The organism is Bacillus cereus group sp. BfR-BA-01430 (assembly GCF_022663115.1).
Taxonomy (GTDB): Bacteria; Bacillota; Bacilli; order Bacillales; family Bacillaceae_G; genus Bacillus_A; species Bacillus_A cereus_BD.
The window spans coordinates 271,317-286,172 of record NZ_JAKUEW010000003.1; the positions used below are offsets into that span (position 1 = coordinate 271,317).

The window sequence follows — 14,856 nt, forward strand, 5'->3', positions numbered from 1 at the left end:
GGTTACTTTGAACGTTTATAAAATGGTGTTGGAACAACTACTGCTTTCACGCGTTTTTTTCGAATTTCAATTTCTACTTCTGTATCAATTGCTGCATATTTCACATCAATTAATGCCAAACCGATGCTTTTTTTTAACGTTGGAGATTGTGTACCACTTGTTACTTCCCCAATCTTTTCTTCTCCTACATACACAGGGTAATGCGTACGAGGAATACCACGTTCAATTACTTCGATGCCGACTAATTTACGAGGTGCACCGTTTTCTTTATATTCTTTTAATACTTCTTTTCCAAAGAAATCTGCTTCTTTATTCGTTTTGACAGCAAAGCCAATTCCAGCTTCAATCGGTGTAATATCTTTTGATAATTCTTGACCATAAAGCGGAAGCGTTGCTTCAAAGCGAAGCGTATCACGAGCTCCTAAGCCACATGGCTTTAAGCCGTCTTCTTCTCCAACTTCAAGAAGTTTCTCCCAAATTTTTATAACATCTTCACTCTTACAGTAAATTTCAAATCCATCTTCTCCTGTATACCCTGTACGAGATACAAGTGCTGGAGTGCCATCTACAAGAACATCATTTTTAAATTTAAAGAACTTAATTTCTTTCAAATCTTCTGACACAACTTTTTGTAAAATGCCTTCTGCTTTTGGTCCTTGAATTGCAAGTTGTGCAATTTCACTAGAAACATTGACTACTTTCGTATCGCCAATGACATGACTTGCTAACCATTCGTAATCTTTCTCGATATTCGATGCATTGATTACTAATAAGTAGTCTTCTTCACCACGTTTGTAGATTAATAAATCATCTACAGTACCACCATTTTCATAACACATTGCTGTATATTGCGCGCCTCCTACCTTTAAGGTAGAAACGTCATTTGTAACAACACGTTGTAAAAATGCTAAACTATCTGCACCCGTTACTTCTACTTCCCCCATGTGGGATACATCAAAAAGGCCTGCCGCTGTACGAACAGCTTCATGCTCTTCTTTAATGCTTGAAAATTGAACTGGTAATTCCCAACCACCAAAGTCGATTGTTTTCCCACCATACTTCGCATATACATCAAATAGCGGTGTACGTTGTAATGTAATCATGTTCCTTCCCCCTTATGCTGTCTATGACAAATCAATAAAAGTTGGCTTCCCTTATCTAAACATTTTTTATTTTGAAAAGACGGGATATACGGAATCTCAATATATTTTTTTATGAAAGCGTAAATAAAAAAGTACTTTCTTGGATAAAATACGAAAGATTCCACACATTTCACACCATTATCCTAACATTTTTCGATCTATTTCATCAATATTCTAGCATAAAAAATAATTTAGAATTTTTTATTCACATTATTTATAAGCGCATCTTTACCTCAAAATAATAGAATTTAGTATGTAAAGGTAAAAAGTGCAACAAAAAATGTTTCAGTTTATAGAAGGTGGGAGAGTTTTCATGAATGTCAATATTTTCGTAGATCGAACATGGCAAAATGACTTTTTAAAGAGAATCGATGAAGATGGTCCATGGACGAATTGGAATTTATATGATTTAGCCTATAAAACAGAACAATCGCTACTTGTTCCTACATTTGATGGCTTACAAGCGCCAAAACATTTACCGCATTTCACTCCGCTTCCTCATCAATTAGAAGTCGCGCAAACAGTGATTGAACAAATGAACGGGAAAGCGATACTAGCAGATGAAGTAGGACTCGGAAAAACAATTGAAGCCGGACTTATTTTAAAAGAATACATGGTACGTGGCCTTGTGAAAAAAGTACTTATTCTCGTGCCAGCTTCCCTCGTTTCTCAATGGTCATATGAACTCAATACAAAATTTTTTATCCCTGCAGTCGCGCAAAGAAAAAGTTACTCATGGGAACAAGCAGATGTTATTGTGTCATCCATTGATACAGCGAAGCGCTCTCCGCATCGTGATATTATTTTAAATTTAGAATACGATCTCATCATTATTGATGAAGCACATAAACTCAAAAACAATAAAACAAAAAACTATGAATTTGCACAACGTTTAAAGAAGAAATTTTGTTTATTACTAACCGCGACACCTGTGCAAAATAAGATTGAGGAAATCTTTAATCTCGTTTCCTTATTAAAACCAGGTCATTTAGGGAATCAGTCCAACTTTGAAGAATATTATGCTTCAAAAAACCGCTCGCCTGAGTCAGATAAAGACTTAAAAGCACTCATTAATAAAGTGATGGTAAGAAATCGAAGAAATAGCACGGGAATTGATTGGCCGAAAAGACATGTCCAAACTATTTTTGTTAACTTTAATGAGGAAGAGAAAGCTCTATATCACGCGATTGAAAATTGGAAAGGACAAGATGCTTTTTCTTCTGCTTTCTCCTCTTTAACCTTAAAACGAGAAGCATGTAGTAGCCGGGAAGCTGTTTACTATTCATTAAAAAAATATGTAGAAAAAAGAAAAAAAGAGAACGCAAATTACATACCAGATCCATACATTGATGTTCTAATGGAGAAAATTAATCATATTTCATTTAACTCAAAAGCAAATCAAACATTAGAACTCATAAAAAAAATTAATGATAAAGTCGTTATCTTTACAGAATATAGAGCCTCTCAAATGTACTTGCAATGGTTCTTAAAACAACATGGTATTTCTTCTGTCCCATTTCGCGGCGGATTTAAACGCGGCAAAAAAGATTGGATGAAAGAATTATTCCAGCAGCACGCACAAGTGCTTATCGCTACTGAAGCAGGTGGCGAGGGGATCAACTTACAGTTTTGCAATCATATGATTAACTACGATTTACCATGGAATCCAATGCGACTGGAACAGCGCATCGGACGTATTCATCGACTTGGGCAAAAGAATGATGTTCATATTTACAATTTAGCTACGAAACATACAGTTGAAGAACATATTTTGAAGCTATTATATGAAAAAATCAATTTATTTGAGCGCGTCATTGGTGAGCTCGATGAAATTTTAACAAGAATCAATATGAAAAATATCGATGCGCATATTGAAGAAATTTTTGCAGAATCAAAAAGCGAAGGTGAGATTCGGATTAAAATGGAAAATTTAACATCTATCATTGATTTTGCAAAGCGCAATGAAGCTGAGGTGCAAGACTATGCAGCAACATGAAATTCATCATTACTTATGGAACTTTTTCAAAGCAAATGATTGTGAAATTTTGCAGCGTTCACCACATCGATTGGATGTTCAGTTAACCATTGAAATGGATAAACGCTTGATGAATCGTCCTTTTTATTGGCATTATCTTGAGAAAACGGGGGGCATACCAAATCCGATGCAACTCTCTCTCATTACAGATCCAAATCATGCTGAAGAAGAAGGTGAACTCATTCACTATGGTTCACCTCGTCTACACCAAATTTTTCAAACAACAAAAGAACTTGGATCGTATATTCGCTTATTTGAAGATGCAAAAGGGAGTGGTACAGCACATACTCCCCTCCACCCATGGTTTGGTGTGAATGTAAAAGTCTGTTACCAATGTGATCGAAAAAAAGATATGCTGCACTCCATCGGCATTCACCTTATTTCAGGAGCGATGGTGAAAAATTTTCACGAGACGTTAACAAAGATTTCTTTTACACCGAAAATACCAGATTTTTGCTTTACACTTACACCAATTATTAAGCCACAAAGCGGGTTACAACGCATAGAAGATGCATTAACAAATATGATTGAAACCGATGATCATACGTGGGCAAAAGAAGCCCGTATTCGTTGGAATCATGATTTAGAACTTCTGAAGCGCTTTTACGAAGAAAGCGAGGAGCTACCCGAAAGCTACGAAATTGAAAAACAAGCATTAAAGGAGCAATACGAACCTCGCATTACAATGCAAATCATTAATGGCGGTCTCTTTTATGTCACAGCGAGCCATTTTCTTTCCTAGAGAAAAGCCCCTTCATGTAAGAAGGAGCTTTTCTTATATTTTCCCATTATATTTCCTACCATCATTATGCTCTTGCTGCTGCTTCTCCGTCATACGCTTTTGGTATGCTCGATCTTTTGCACTTACATGGTTTGCATCTGTCGGAAGGTTCTTTTTTGAACGTCCTACTCCATTGCTCATCTCTTTCACCTCTTATATTTTTTATTTCATTTTATTGTCAGCTAGTATCGCTCTCCTTATGCAAAAATAAGAGAAGCATTTCGCTTCTCTTATTCTTTCACATATTTCTGAAACATATCATGTAATCCTTGATTGACAAGGTGAGAGATTTGCTCGTCAGATTTGTCTGGATAACGATCACGCAACCTAATAGATGCTTTCACCATTAAATTTTCTAATACCGAACGGCCACCTTCTCCGTAAATAATTTCAGCATATTCTACAAGCCTTCCGTCCTCTAATATTGCTGGATTATGATTAAAGAAAAATTTACTCATTGTCTTCACCCTCCCTATGATAACGTTTACATTTATATGAATTATTTATGTTATTTTTTTCACAATATTGTATGCATGTATAGATGATTAGTTTCATTATAAGATAACATAGCAATAAGAATCACATAGGTTTTCGTCAATTTTGTGAACAAACTTAAAAAATGAAAGCGTTTTAATTATTATACAACAAAAAAATTCCCTACGCTAGATGCAATCTTTTCATTAATTCCAAATAAGCCTTCCTATTTCTTTTGTTAATCTTATACAATATTCAAACATTTTATTGTAAAATATAGATACAAATTAAGGAGGACAAAATGAATCAAAATAAAAAAGCTATATACGACATTGTTTTTTATCTCGTCTTTCCTTTTCTTATTTGGAAATTCGCAAAAGCACACATTGATCCCTATTATGCAATGCTAATTTCTTCTGTACCAGGTATTCTGTATACACTGTACGCGTTCAAAAAGGAAAGGCAATTCAATATTACAGGCTTCTTTATTCTCATCACCCTTATCGCGAATACAACTGTAGATTTATTATCCGGTTCCGCTGAGAAAATGCTTTGGAATGACGCCTATTATCATATCGTACTTGGATGCATTGTGATTTGTACAATTTTTATAAAGAAGCCACTTATGTTATATTTTGCAGCTGATATTGCTTCGTTACAAGGACATGATCGTGACAAAAGTCGTGCTCTGTATCGCAATAAGCGCATCTACCCTGCCTTGCAATATTTAACATTATTTTTTGGCCTCCAATTCATTTTGAAAAGCTTTTTAAAAATCTACTTCATTTCTGTTTTCGGCGTAGATGGATATGGTGAAATGAGAGCAATTATGACTGCTGTCGGTTGGGGAATCTCTATCTGTATCGGTATCGGATTTGTATGGGTGAACAATAAAATACACGCCGTCACTGAAGAACAAAAGCCCATGTAAAGATATAAAAATCCCCCGGCATGTGTCATGATGGGGGATTTTTATAGGTATAAATCTGTCGAATGAATGACAAGTATACACTCGTCGAAAAAGATTGTACTATATCACTCACCACAATTACTAGCGGTAAATGATTCCAATTGTGATTAACTTAACTTTTTTCTTTTCTTTTTAACATTTTGATAAAACAAAGCTGCACTAAGCGGCATCATACCAAACCATCTGTTTAAAAACGGTGCTTTTTCTGCACGGCGCTGCTTTTTCTTCTGTTTTCGGTCCTCTTTTGGAGCATCCATATAAGATACAAATTGTTGCGTTACAAAACGCACATAATCATTAGTAGACATGTTTTTATCACCTCTACTTGAATAGTGTACCCACTTTTTCTATGAATTAATCCGGCAAAGGATTTCTTCCGTAACCTCTTGTACACTTTTATTTGTCGTATCAATCTGTATAGCTGCCTCTTCATAAAAAGCACGACGTCCTTCAAACTTCGCTACAAATGCTTCGACATTCTCCTTTTGAAATAGTGGACGTGTTATATCTTCACGAAGCCGATCTGCAATTACATAAGGATCACAATATAAATATACAACCGTTCCATTCTCTTTCATCCACTCGCGATTCTCTACTCGTTCCACAATACCACCACCTGTTGTAATAATTACGTCCTTCGTTGGTAATGAGCAAAGCATCTCACTTTCATATTGCCGAAATGAACGCTCTCCTTCTTTTGCAAAAATATCACGAATCACTCGCCCTTGCTTCTCTTCAATTTTCTGATCTGTATCTATGACGTCAACATTAAGTTCTTTACTTAATGCCTTGCCAATTGTCGTTTTACCTGCTCCCATATAACCCGTTATGTAAATAGCTCTCATATTCATAGCCTCTTTTCTATTCAATCGTTCCTCAAGTTTTATTTGTATTATAACGAAAGATGAGGCTGATGATATAGATTCCGATCTAAAATAACGAAAAATTGTAATTCCATATAAATATGAATTTCTCAATATTAACCCTATCTTCTTCCATTTGAGTCATCAAATTTTACGGTAGATACTCCAAAATAATGAAAAACGTTTTGTTCTATAATGATGGCAATAGAACAAAACGTAATATAGACATATCGATTTTTCCTGAAAGGTAGGCGCTGACTATGAACGAAAAAAGTTAGGTCTCATTTTCTTCTGCCACTTCTATACATGGCCAGCCCCTTTCTTTCCTCTAAAAAATCAAAAGTTTCTGCTAAAGTTTGATTTTATTCTCTACAGTCCACTACTTCATCGCTCATCTAACCAATTGATAATCTTTTTCGTAACAGTATCATATTGAAAACTCGCTTTGTATAAGCGACCTGGCTTAACGCTACACTGTAATTCCACAAAAACAACGTCTTTTTCAAAGACATATCGTCCGCTTGCTTCCCCTTTTTCATAAACAAACGAAAAAGTATCATGTACCTCTTTATTCTGTAAGTCTGCCTTCACATCTAAAATAACTTGATTAACCATTTCTTCCAATGCAAAATTTTGCTCTGCTTCTATATAAAAATTTTTATCAGATAAAAGCATATTCGTTTCATAAATAAAAAATGACATAAGTAAGAACAGAAGAATAAGTGTCCCAGGCATAGCAAAACCGGCTTGCTTTCTCATCCCGCTATCTCAATTGTATCATAACGTATTGCCACGCCATGATATACCTTTCCACTTATATCTTGCACCCGTATCGACAACAGATGAGGAGTTAATTCATAAGCAATAGATTCTACCTTTTGTAATATAATTTCTCTTCCTCTCCCGTTTACTTTTCGGACAATGTTATGATCGAGATTCTCGTACGTGATGACGTCTCCATTTCCTAACTGAAACCGCAGAACTCGCGCTGCTTCCTCCAATACTACAACCTTTCCCCGATGCACTTCACGAAATTCCAATTGTACTTGTCCCATAAATACATCCCATTCCCAATCATTTAATTCTTTTGAATATGCTTTTTCAATAAATAGACTATGAAAACGAGGCACTAATAGGAAAAAAAGAGATAGGAAGAATAAACATACAAGCATTTCTAATAACGTAAAGCCCCTTTCTCCCTTTTTTATTTTTGAGCATGACGACATTGCTCCATCCTTCTTTGTTTCACATCCCTCCAGCTCGTACATACTTCTTCTCCTTTCCAATGCACGTTATACCATGTATCGCCTATCTTTTCTTCCTTTGTACGCATTTCTTGATTTTGATATACATATAATGCCGCTTCCCTCTTTAACAGTAGTTGCGCTTTGTAACGGAGATGTATGTTTTTTCTCTCTTGCATTATAAGTAATGTTTGTGGAAGCAATAACGATACTGCCATCATTAACAAACTTAATGCTACGAGCATTTCGAGCATAATTGATCCTCTTTGGCACTTCACGATACGTAAATCTCCCTCTCCCTAGCTGGAATACAATTTCATAAGTATACTCTCGATAAGAAAGCAAAATTGTACCACCTCGATTAATATTTCCTCTGGCATTATAGGTCATAGGATTTGGAAAAGTATGCAAATTAATTTTTAAGTTTTTATCATACTCACGAGTAAACAGAAATGTATCTTCTCCTGATTTACCAATTGCATATACATGTTTATCCTGAAACCAACGCAATGTATAATGACTGTGATGACTGATCGCTAATTGCTGCATATACAAAATATCTTGTGAAAACTGTTTTAAAAATTGTTCTATCTTTTGTTTTTCATACAGCGGGGCAACATTAAAATATGCGACAACACTTAATATCGAAATCATAAATAAAACGAGAAGCATTTCTAAAAGCGTAAATCCATTTTGCTTCACGACTTACTAACAGTTACCTTTCCATCACTTGAAATACTGATTGCTTCCCCTTTTGGACAAGTAGTTGAAGTAATATACTCTTCTTTCACTAATTCATCTATAGTAGGTATTTTATTATTCTGTAATTGGTATGCTTGTACTTGGGCTTCCACTGATTTCACATAGGCATCGCAGCCCTTCCCTTGGACCGCAGAACGTTGCTGAATCACGTTTGGGATAATTAAAAGTAACAATACAGCAATCACAACCATAACTAATAACATTTCTAACAAAGTAAAGCCTTTTTCCTCCTTCATACAAATAACCTCCTAAATAGAGTTCATCATTTGAAACATAGGCATAATCATTGCTAAATACATAAGTACGACAATAATACCGATACAGACAAATAACAGCGGCTGAATCACAACAAAAATACGATGCATTTTCCCTTCCATTTTTTCAATCATCAATTCACTATAGTCTCCTAATTCTGCTGCTAAATTTCCATTTATTTGTCCATGTGCAATAACATAAGATAGATCTGCTTCATAATATCCGCTCTTCATAATGATAGAATCTAATGGCTCTCCAGCCATTAATCGCTCCCCAATTCGAGCTGCTTCATATTGAAAAAATGGATGATGTCGTTGCTTACTCATGAGCGTTAAAGCTTCAAGTACCGATAATCCCCCTTGCAATAATCCACTCAGTTGAACAGAAAAATAATGAGAATGCGTAGAAATTAAAAATGTTTTACTAAGAGGAATCCGAAGTAAAATATTTACTCTTTGGACAGGAGGAAGTTTTCGAAAATAAAATACATATACACAAAATCCCACTAGTACTGTCAGAAAAAAGCCAGCTATTATATACGGAAGGGTTTGAATAAAGGAGATAATGTAATCTGTAAAAGAAGTTGTAGATGTACGTAAAGAACTGTATAATATTTCAAATTGCGGGAGAAGTATAAAATTAAATATGGCAAGGATTCCAATCAAGAACAAGGATAAAAAAATAGGATAACGAAGTACTTTTATCATCTCCTTTTGATGCTTATTTTTCCTCTGAAGCAGTAAGCTTCCTTGTCGCAACGCAAACGAAATATCACCGTGCTTCTGTGCATAAAATAAATAACTCAATATATCTGGATGGAACATCAATTGATGAAAAGCATCGTGTAAACTCTGCCCATTTTTCAATTCTTCCGTAATATGTTGTAGTTGTAAACGCTTCTGCGAAGATAGTTGAAATTGTAAAAACTCTAACGCTTGTAAGAGCGAATAGCCTTTTTCCAATAAGTCCCCTAACCTTTTTAAAAGCATAACTTGTTCATCTAATCGCCATTTTTTTCTATCAAACATAAACATCCTCTTCTAAAAACCCTAAAGCATACCCTTTCTTTAGTGAAGATTGTAATGTTTCATAACGATATACTACACGTTCGCCATTCGCTTCGCGAATTGCTTTCTTCAATTCATGACCATATAACAACTCATAAATACTTGCTTGCCGTACTTGGCGCATCGATTTACATAATGGCGAACACTTCCCTTTACAAAATGGACATTTCAACTCTACAAGGCGCTGAGCGGCTACAGCTAATAACGACTGTTCAATTTCCTGTCTAGTAATCCCAAAATCCATCAAGCGTAATACAGCACCTTTCGCATCATTTGTATGCAGCGTTGTCATTACTAAATGACCTGTTAAACTTGCACGTACAGCTACTTTTGCTGTTTCTTCATCACGAATTTCACCCACTAAAATAATATCTGGGTCATGCCGTAAAATTGCCTTTAAACCTGTCTCATACGTAATCCCTGCTTTTTCATTAATTTGAATTTGTAATAAACCATTCTTTCTTTTCTCCACCGGATCTTCCAATGTAACAATTCGGCGTGTTTGACCTTTTTTGGCAACTTCTAATAACGCATACATTGTTGTTGTTTTTCCTGATCCCGTTGCTTTAGTAACATAAATACAACTCCGAATAAAAAGATAATCAAACCACGGATAGCGAGGGATACACAATGAAAACCAAAGAAGAAATGATAAAAGAAATAAAAGAATTTCAAAATGCGAAGGTTGGATGCAACCTTTACGATGATGAAGAGATTGTGGAGTGGTGCGTTAAATTGGTTCATGAAATCTTCATTCAAAAGAAGCATACGTATATACCAGATCTTGATAGATAATGAATAGAGTCTGCTGTATTGGTAGGCTCCTTCTATTATTCACAAACTCTCCTTAAATCATATTCGCTTATTTGTTATACTGGATAGTGGAATATATTTAGGGAGGTTTATTCGTGAGTGAAAAAAAGAAGAAAGTGAAAATTGTCGATTTAATAAAACAAACTATAGCGAATAAATATAATACATCACCGATTATTGCAAGTTGCAATGGACAATATGTCGCTATAGATAAGGATCATATTCAACTATTTAAGTACAATAAAGAAAATCAAGATGTTGATAGTCTCGGTACATACTATTTTAAAGACTTCGATACAGTTACGATTGACCACTTTGCTATCAAGTCTGTAATACGTTTTAAAGGTGTGCAAAAAAACCTTGAGATTACACCGACAGAAGAAACTGACGAGATTGAAAAGTTGCTACGTAGCGATACTAATCTCTCAATAGAGACACTTAATCGAAAGTGGTACAATAAAATACTAGGTTTTCGTTCTAAAAGAAAATCGAAAATGATTATAGCTAGCACGATATATTTACTCATTATCGTAACTACTATTAATATTTTAGTAGACAAAAAAGATAATAAAAATCAGCCAACTAAAGCTACAGCTTCAGAATCTACGACTGATAAAGATTTCAAAACACTAGTCGAAGAAACTGATAAACAAAAAGAAGAATTAGAGAAAAAGAAAAAACAAGATCAAGAATCACAATCGGATAATTATTATAAAAAATCAAAAAATGATAAGGGCGAAACTATCTACACTTCGCCTTATGGACAAACATATACCGCTGAAGAATTAGAGAAAATATCTGAGTTCGAAAAGAATCATCCTCCTGGGGAGCAACGACGAGCGCAACGTAAACAGATTCAACGTAGACACTGCGAGAATATAGCTCACCAAAATAAAGCAAAATATCCTATTTTATCCGAAGGTACATTAAAGGATATTAATTTATGCAAGCGTGGTGGATACATCGATGATGAACTGAATCCTATAAAAAAAAGATAATGAAAAAGCCGGCTCTTAATCGAGTCGGCTTTTTCATTACTGAAGATATTCATAATACCAATTACGCTCGTCTAACCATGCGGTAAAGTTGTCCATCTTAGGGTTTGCAAGTTTCTCAGTTAACACATAAGGCGCTTCTCCTTCAAACAAGATAGCCCCCTTAATCCCTTTGCTGCATAGCACTTCTGACACTTCCTTGATAGCGTCGTATCCTAAACCGCCTGTTTTGATTTTTCTTCTTCCATCGTCATTGTTCATAGAATGATTCCCTCCTTGAATTGTTTTACCTGTTACAGCTTCTACAAGTGCTTTAGCCGCTCTATCTGCATTTTGATGATACTTCTGCATATCACTCTCGTTATCTACGAAAAGTAATTCGAAATAATAGTCTGTTTTAGTTTTATTTAGCCAACCTAGATCTGGACGAGATTTTACACCACGCCATTTTGTTCCAAATGCATTTGCTACGATTCTTCCTAATCTTTCACAGTTTGCTGCATTTCCATAGCTAGGGTGATATAAAACCTCTGTCCCCTCTGCTGTTCCATTAAAAGAATTCAAATGAAAAGTTGCATCAAACGAACTGTTAACGCGCAAATGATTATTAGCACAATTGCTCCATACCGCTGTTTTATTTGTCCCCACATTATCCGTACAATCCACGACATTCCATCCTGCTTGACGGAAAAAGCGGGCTACACGCGCTACAAAATCACGTGCAACTAATTCCTCTCTTCCAAATCTACTACTTGAACCCGGTACTCTTTCGCTATGACCTGCTGAAATTGCTGCTGTTGGCATTACTCAACATCTCCTTTTTTATTATCATATTCAAAGCTTGTCTTATTGCTCTTATTACTTAAAATTTCAACTGCATTTGTTAATGCTTGTGGAAGGGGAATCCCCATTCGTCCAGCATTTTCTAAAAGTGATAATAGCTCATTTCCAATAAAGAAAAAGATTGTTGCTTCACGGATAGCACTATTGCTACCAAATGTAGAATCTAATTGAGCTGCCACTCCAACCAAAAGAAAAAGAACCACTTTTTTAGCGATGCCTTTGAAACCAACTTTGCTTTTTAATTGCCCGTTATACCCTGCTGCGATTACTCCTGTGAGGTAATCAATAGCTGCCATAATTACTAAAACTTTCAATGTTGTATCCCATCCTCCTAAGAAATAACCGCAAAAGCCACCAAAAGTAGCAATAAATGTTTTTAGTAATACATCGATACGATCCAATTATTTGCCTCCTACTCCGCCTGTTCTGTATCTTCATTTTCTTGTGTTTCTTTCGGATATTCGCCCACAATCTTTTTATAGTCTTCCGCGCATACCATTCGCTTAACAAACCCTAAATCTAGCTCGTATAAACGAGCGCCCTTTTTGCAGATATCACAAATAGTAGCCACTCGAATGCAAATCGTTCCGTCATGTACTTCCCTCCACACTTCGACTTTATTTGTACCCATTTCTAACCCTGCGTTATCTAGCATGTCGAATGGAATTTGTACAGTAATTCCGTTTTCCGTTCTCTCTAAATCTACAACTCTGCCCATAAAGGGCATTCCTTCTCCTTCTTGTAAAGGAAAGGGGAAAGTAATGTTCGTATCGCCTTCCACAACGATCACTCCTATCCTAATCTATTAAAAAACCAACCATTTGAATTGTGGACGTAAAATCCGATTCCTTGGTTTCCGTCTGTGAAGCGAACATGCCCCCAACCTTGAAACTCATTTCCGCCGAGATTGACACCTTGCGTTGCTCTGATGTTATTGTGAAACTTCGTCTCTAAAGTTCCGCCTATGTCAAACGTTTTTCTATCTTGGGCAACATTAATCGTACCTTGACTATCGCCAAATTCTAATCCATCGATTGGCATAATACCACCATATACACTGCCACTTTGTGCTTGCCAACTATACATAGAAGGGTATTTACCTGTTACCATTTCCACACCAGATACACAAACAGCTGTTCCTTGGCCAACGTCTCCTTCCGCTTTCAAGCGAATGATTACAGCGTGTTCGCCTGGTCTGTAACTCGTTGGTATCGTGATTGTGAATGCTCGTCTTTGGATATCACCATAATACGTGCTAGGGGCATCGAAAGATTGGCTTACTTCGTACCACGTCGTATAGTGTACATGGTCATCGTACTTTACATATAAAATTTGGATTACAGGTTTGGCGGTAACACGTTGACCGTTTATTGTAGCAGCTCGAAAGTGCGCTGATACGGTATAGATGTTCCCCGGATGAACTCCATTTTTCACCGTAGTTTCAACATAGCTGTTTTTGTCTACCCGAGTCGCATTCACCATTCGCTCATAGCTAAATGCCAGCGTGTCATTTTCGATTACAACAGAACCGTTTTTCCTCCAAAATCGTCCTGTTTCGAACCATGAAAAAGCTGTGTTACCTGGCATAACCTGCTTAGGAACACTTGAAAAATCGTGGTCAATAACAAGGTTTCGTTTGGCTTGTACCGTTGTTTTTAGTCCTCGTTCATCTTCGAAAAGGAAATCTAGCATTTTAATCGTTACACCGTTTTTGTCGATGAGTATCTTATCGCCACTGATTCGAATGAGATTCGTATCGATACCTTTTGCAGTTAACCATTTGACCATTGTGTCTGCATTAATTGCTAATTTTGCTACATCAATTGTTATCTTCTCTGCTGACATATTGATAGCTGCGATAATATCGCCTTTTTTCACTTGAGCTAGAATTCCTTCATCCAACACTTGCAATTTAGATCCTGTTTCTTTGACATAAGCATCGAAAGTATCATTCACAAAGGTTTCGTGTTTTTCAGATATAATTGCAACGCCTTTTTCATTAGCGCTGATACTTCTTTCTAACTCCGTTACTTTTTTGGTATATTGTTCAGTTGCTACTTTGTCAGCCAACTCTTCCATGATTTTATCTTTATCTACAAAGTCATTTGGGTTTTCTAAAAAGCTGGAAGGTATTGTTCCAACTTGTAGCATTGGTTGAGCCATCCACAATGTTCCGTTTCGTCTTATTCGATAACGAAATATTGCTTTTGCTGTACCAGAAGGGGCAGTTGCGCTTTTATAAACTCTCAGCCATTGGTCTTTTGTTAATTTTAATTCTTCGGAAACTTGTTTAATTACACCATCACCACTGTTCAAGAACTTAATTTCTAATGCTGCGCCCTGGTCAAATCCAGCGGGGTTATCAGTTCTGAAGTAAGCGGAAGCGACAATTGTTTCGCCTTCTCTCAGTTCTACTATTTGTTCAGCTCCGTAATAGTGATTAGAAGTATTTCCTGTAGAAACCGTTTTGAAGGAGTTTATACCATCTTTAACAACAGTTATATCAATATGTGTCCTTGTAGCGTCATGTAATTTCCAATACTTAACACCATTAGTTAATTTGGCATTTCTAATCAAGTTAATGCTACCAATGCCACCCACATAATCCTCAA

18 protein-coding genes and 3 pseudogenes are annotated in these 14,856 nt (G+C 36.0%); 5 read left to right on the forward strand and 16 right to left on the reverse strand.

Annotated elements, in window-relative coordinates; genetic code table 11:
- Positions 1 to 2: 2 nt before the first annotated feature.
- On the reverse strand, positions 3 to 1,103 hold the full coding sequence (gene gcvT, locus MR058_RS09750; RefSeq protein ID WP_242143767.1) for a glycine cleavage system aminomethyltransferase GcvT: 1,101 nt from the start codon (positions 1,101 to 1,103) through the stop codon (positions 3 to 5).
- A 352-nt stretch (positions 1,104 to 1,455) separates the two neighbouring features.
- Between gcvT and MR058_RS09755 the strand changes: the two genes are divergently transcribed.
- Both MR058_RS09755 and MR058_RS09760 read left to right on the forward strand, forming a co-directional pair.
- On the forward strand, positions 1,456 to 3,138 hold the full coding sequence (locus MR058_RS09755; protein ID WP_242143768.1) for a DEAD/DEAH box helicase: 1,683 nt from the start codon (positions 1,456 to 1,458) through the stop codon (positions 3,136 to 3,138).
- The gene (locus MR058_RS09760) at positions 3,125 to 3,919 is read left to right on the forward strand and encodes a YqhG family protein (protein WP_242143769.1); all 795 of its coding nucleotides are present in this window, start codon (positions 3,125 to 3,127) and stop codon (positions 3,917 to 3,919) included. The genes MR058_RS09755 and MR058_RS09760 overlap by 14 nt, the downstream gene beginning before the upstream one ends.
- Before the next feature lie 33 nt (positions 3,920 to 3,952).
- Here MR058_RS09760 and MR058_RS09765 read toward each other — a convergent pair whose 3' ends face one another.
- Entirely contained in the window at positions 3,953 to 4,099 is a 147-nt protein-coding gene (locus MR058_RS09765; RefSeq protein WP_012095377.1) for a hypothetical protein, read from the reverse strand.
- Positions 4,100 to 4,188: 89 nt separating this feature from the next.
- Positions 4,189 to 4,416 carry a hypothetical protein gene (locus MR058_RS09770; RefSeq protein ID WP_242143770.1) on the reverse strand — a complete coding sequence of 76 codons (228 nt, stop codon included), beginning with the start codon at positions 4,414 to 4,416 and terminating at the stop codon, positions 4,189 to 4,191.
- Between the two features lie 317 nt (positions 4,417 to 4,733).
- On the opposite strand from MR058_RS09770, the gene MR058_RS09775 reads away from it, so the two are divergent.
- On the forward strand, positions 4,734 to 5,363 hold the full coding sequence (locus tag MR058_RS09775) for a VC0807 family protein (RefSeq protein WP_242143771.1): 630 nt from the start codon (positions 4,734 to 4,736) through the stop codon (positions 5,361 to 5,363).
- Between the two features lie 146 nt (positions 5,364 to 5,509).
- Here MR058_RS09775 and MR058_RS09780 read toward each other — a convergent pair whose 3' ends face one another.
- The 9 genes and pseudogenes from MR058_RS09780 to MR058_RS09820 all read right to left on the reverse strand — a co-directional run.
- Positions 5,510 to 5,710, reverse strand: coding sequence for a YqzE family protein (locus tag MR058_RS09780; RefSeq protein ID WP_242143772.1), 201 nt, complete (start codon positions 5,708 to 5,710; stop codon positions 5,510 to 5,512).
- Positions 5,711 to 5,749: 39 nt separating this feature from the next.
- Complete coding sequence (locus MR058_RS09785) at positions 5,750 to 6,247, reverse strand: shikimate kinase (RefSeq protein WP_242143773.1); 498 nt, start codon at positions 6,245 to 6,247, stop codon at positions 5,750 to 5,752.
- 402 nt (positions 6,248 to 6,649) lie between these two features.
- On the reverse strand, positions 6,650 to 7,024 hold the full coding sequence (gene comGG / locus MR058_RS09790) for a competence type IV pilus minor pilin ComGG (protein ID WP_242143774.1): 375 nt from the start codon (positions 7,022 to 7,024) through the stop codon (positions 6,650 to 6,652).
- Positions 7,021 to 7,491, reverse strand: coding sequence for a competence type IV pilus minor pilin ComGF (gene comGF, locus MR058_RS09795; protein ID WP_242143775.1), 471 nt, complete (start codon positions 7,489 to 7,491; stop codon positions 7,021 to 7,023). The genes comGG and comGF overlap by 4 nt, the downstream gene beginning before the upstream one ends.
- A complete protein-coding gene (comGE, locus tag MR058_RS09800) occupies positions 7,470 to 7,787 on the reverse strand; it encodes a competence type IV pilus minor pilin ComGE (protein ID WP_242143776.1) in 318 nt (105 codons plus the stop codon). The genes comGF and comGE overlap by 22 nt, the downstream gene beginning before the upstream one ends.
- Positions 7,765 to 8,211, reverse strand: a pseudogene (gene comGD, locus MR058_RS09805) (competence type IV pilus minor pilin ComGD); the annotation flags it as partial. The gene comGE and the pseudogene comGD, both read right to left, overlap by 23 nt.
- Positions 8,208 to 8,507, reverse strand: coding sequence for a competence type IV pilus major pilin ComGC (gene comGC, locus MR058_RS09810; protein ID WP_242143777.1), 300 nt, complete (start codon positions 8,505 to 8,507; stop codon positions 8,208 to 8,210). The gene comGC and the pseudogene comGD, both read right to left, overlap by 4 nt.
- A gap of 12 nt (positions 8,508 to 8,519) precedes the next feature.
- Positions 8,520 to 9,560: a competence type IV pilus assembly protein ComGB gene (gene comGB / locus MR058_RS09815; RefSeq protein ID WP_277926499.1), complete on the reverse strand. Its 1,041-nt coding sequence runs from the start codon at positions 9,558 to 9,560 to the stop codon at positions 8,520 to 8,522.
- Positions 9,547 to 10,164, reverse strand: a pseudogene (locus tag MR058_RS09820) (ATPase, T2SS/T4P/T4SS family); the annotation flags it as partial. The pseudogene MR058_RS09820 and the gene comGB, both read right to left, overlap by 14 nt.
- A 59-nt stretch (positions 10,165 to 10,223) precedes the next feature.
- On the opposite strand from MR058_RS09820, the gene MR058_RS09825 reads away from it, so the two are divergent.
- Together MR058_RS09825 and MR058_RS09830 are read left to right on the forward strand one after the other, a co-directional pair.
- The gene (locus MR058_RS09825; RefSeq protein ID WP_242143779.1) at positions 10,224 to 10,388 is read left to right on the forward strand and encodes a hypothetical protein; all 165 of its coding nucleotides are present in this window, start codon (positions 10,224 to 10,226) and stop codon (positions 10,386 to 10,388) included.
- Positions 10,389 to 10,501: 113 nt separating this feature from the next.
- Positions 10,502 to 11,404, forward strand: a complete 903-nt coding sequence (locus tag MR058_RS09830) for a hypothetical protein (protein ID WP_242143780.1) — start codon at positions 10,502 to 10,504, stop codon at positions 11,402 to 11,404.
- 36 nt (positions 11,405 to 11,440) lie between these two features.
- Here MR058_RS09830 and MR058_RS09835 read toward each other — a convergent pair whose 3' ends face one another.
- The 4 genes and pseudogenes from MR058_RS09835 to MR058_RS09850 form a co-directional block, all read right to left on the reverse strand.
- Complete coding sequence (locus MR058_RS09835) at positions 11,441 to 12,205, reverse strand: N-acetylmuramoyl-L-alanine amidase (RefSeq protein ID WP_242143781.1); 765 nt, start codon at positions 12,203 to 12,205, stop codon at positions 11,441 to 11,443.
- Entirely contained in the window at positions 12,205 to 12,645 is a 441-nt protein-coding gene (locus tag MR058_RS09840; RefSeq protein ID WP_242143782.1) for a phage holin family protein, read from the reverse strand. Before MR058_RS09840 ends, MR058_RS09835 begins: the two co-directional genes overlap by 1 nt.
- An 11-nt stretch (positions 12,646 to 12,656) precedes the next feature.
- A complete protein-coding gene (locus MR058_RS09845; RefSeq protein WP_242143817.1) occupies positions 12,657 to 12,971 on the reverse strand; it encodes a hypothetical protein in 315 nt (104 codons plus the stop codon).
- A gap of 65 nt (positions 12,972 to 13,036) precedes the next feature.
- Positions 13,037 to 14,856 (reverse strand): annotated as a pseudogene (locus tag MR058_RS09850) (phage tail spike protein); the annotation flags it as partial.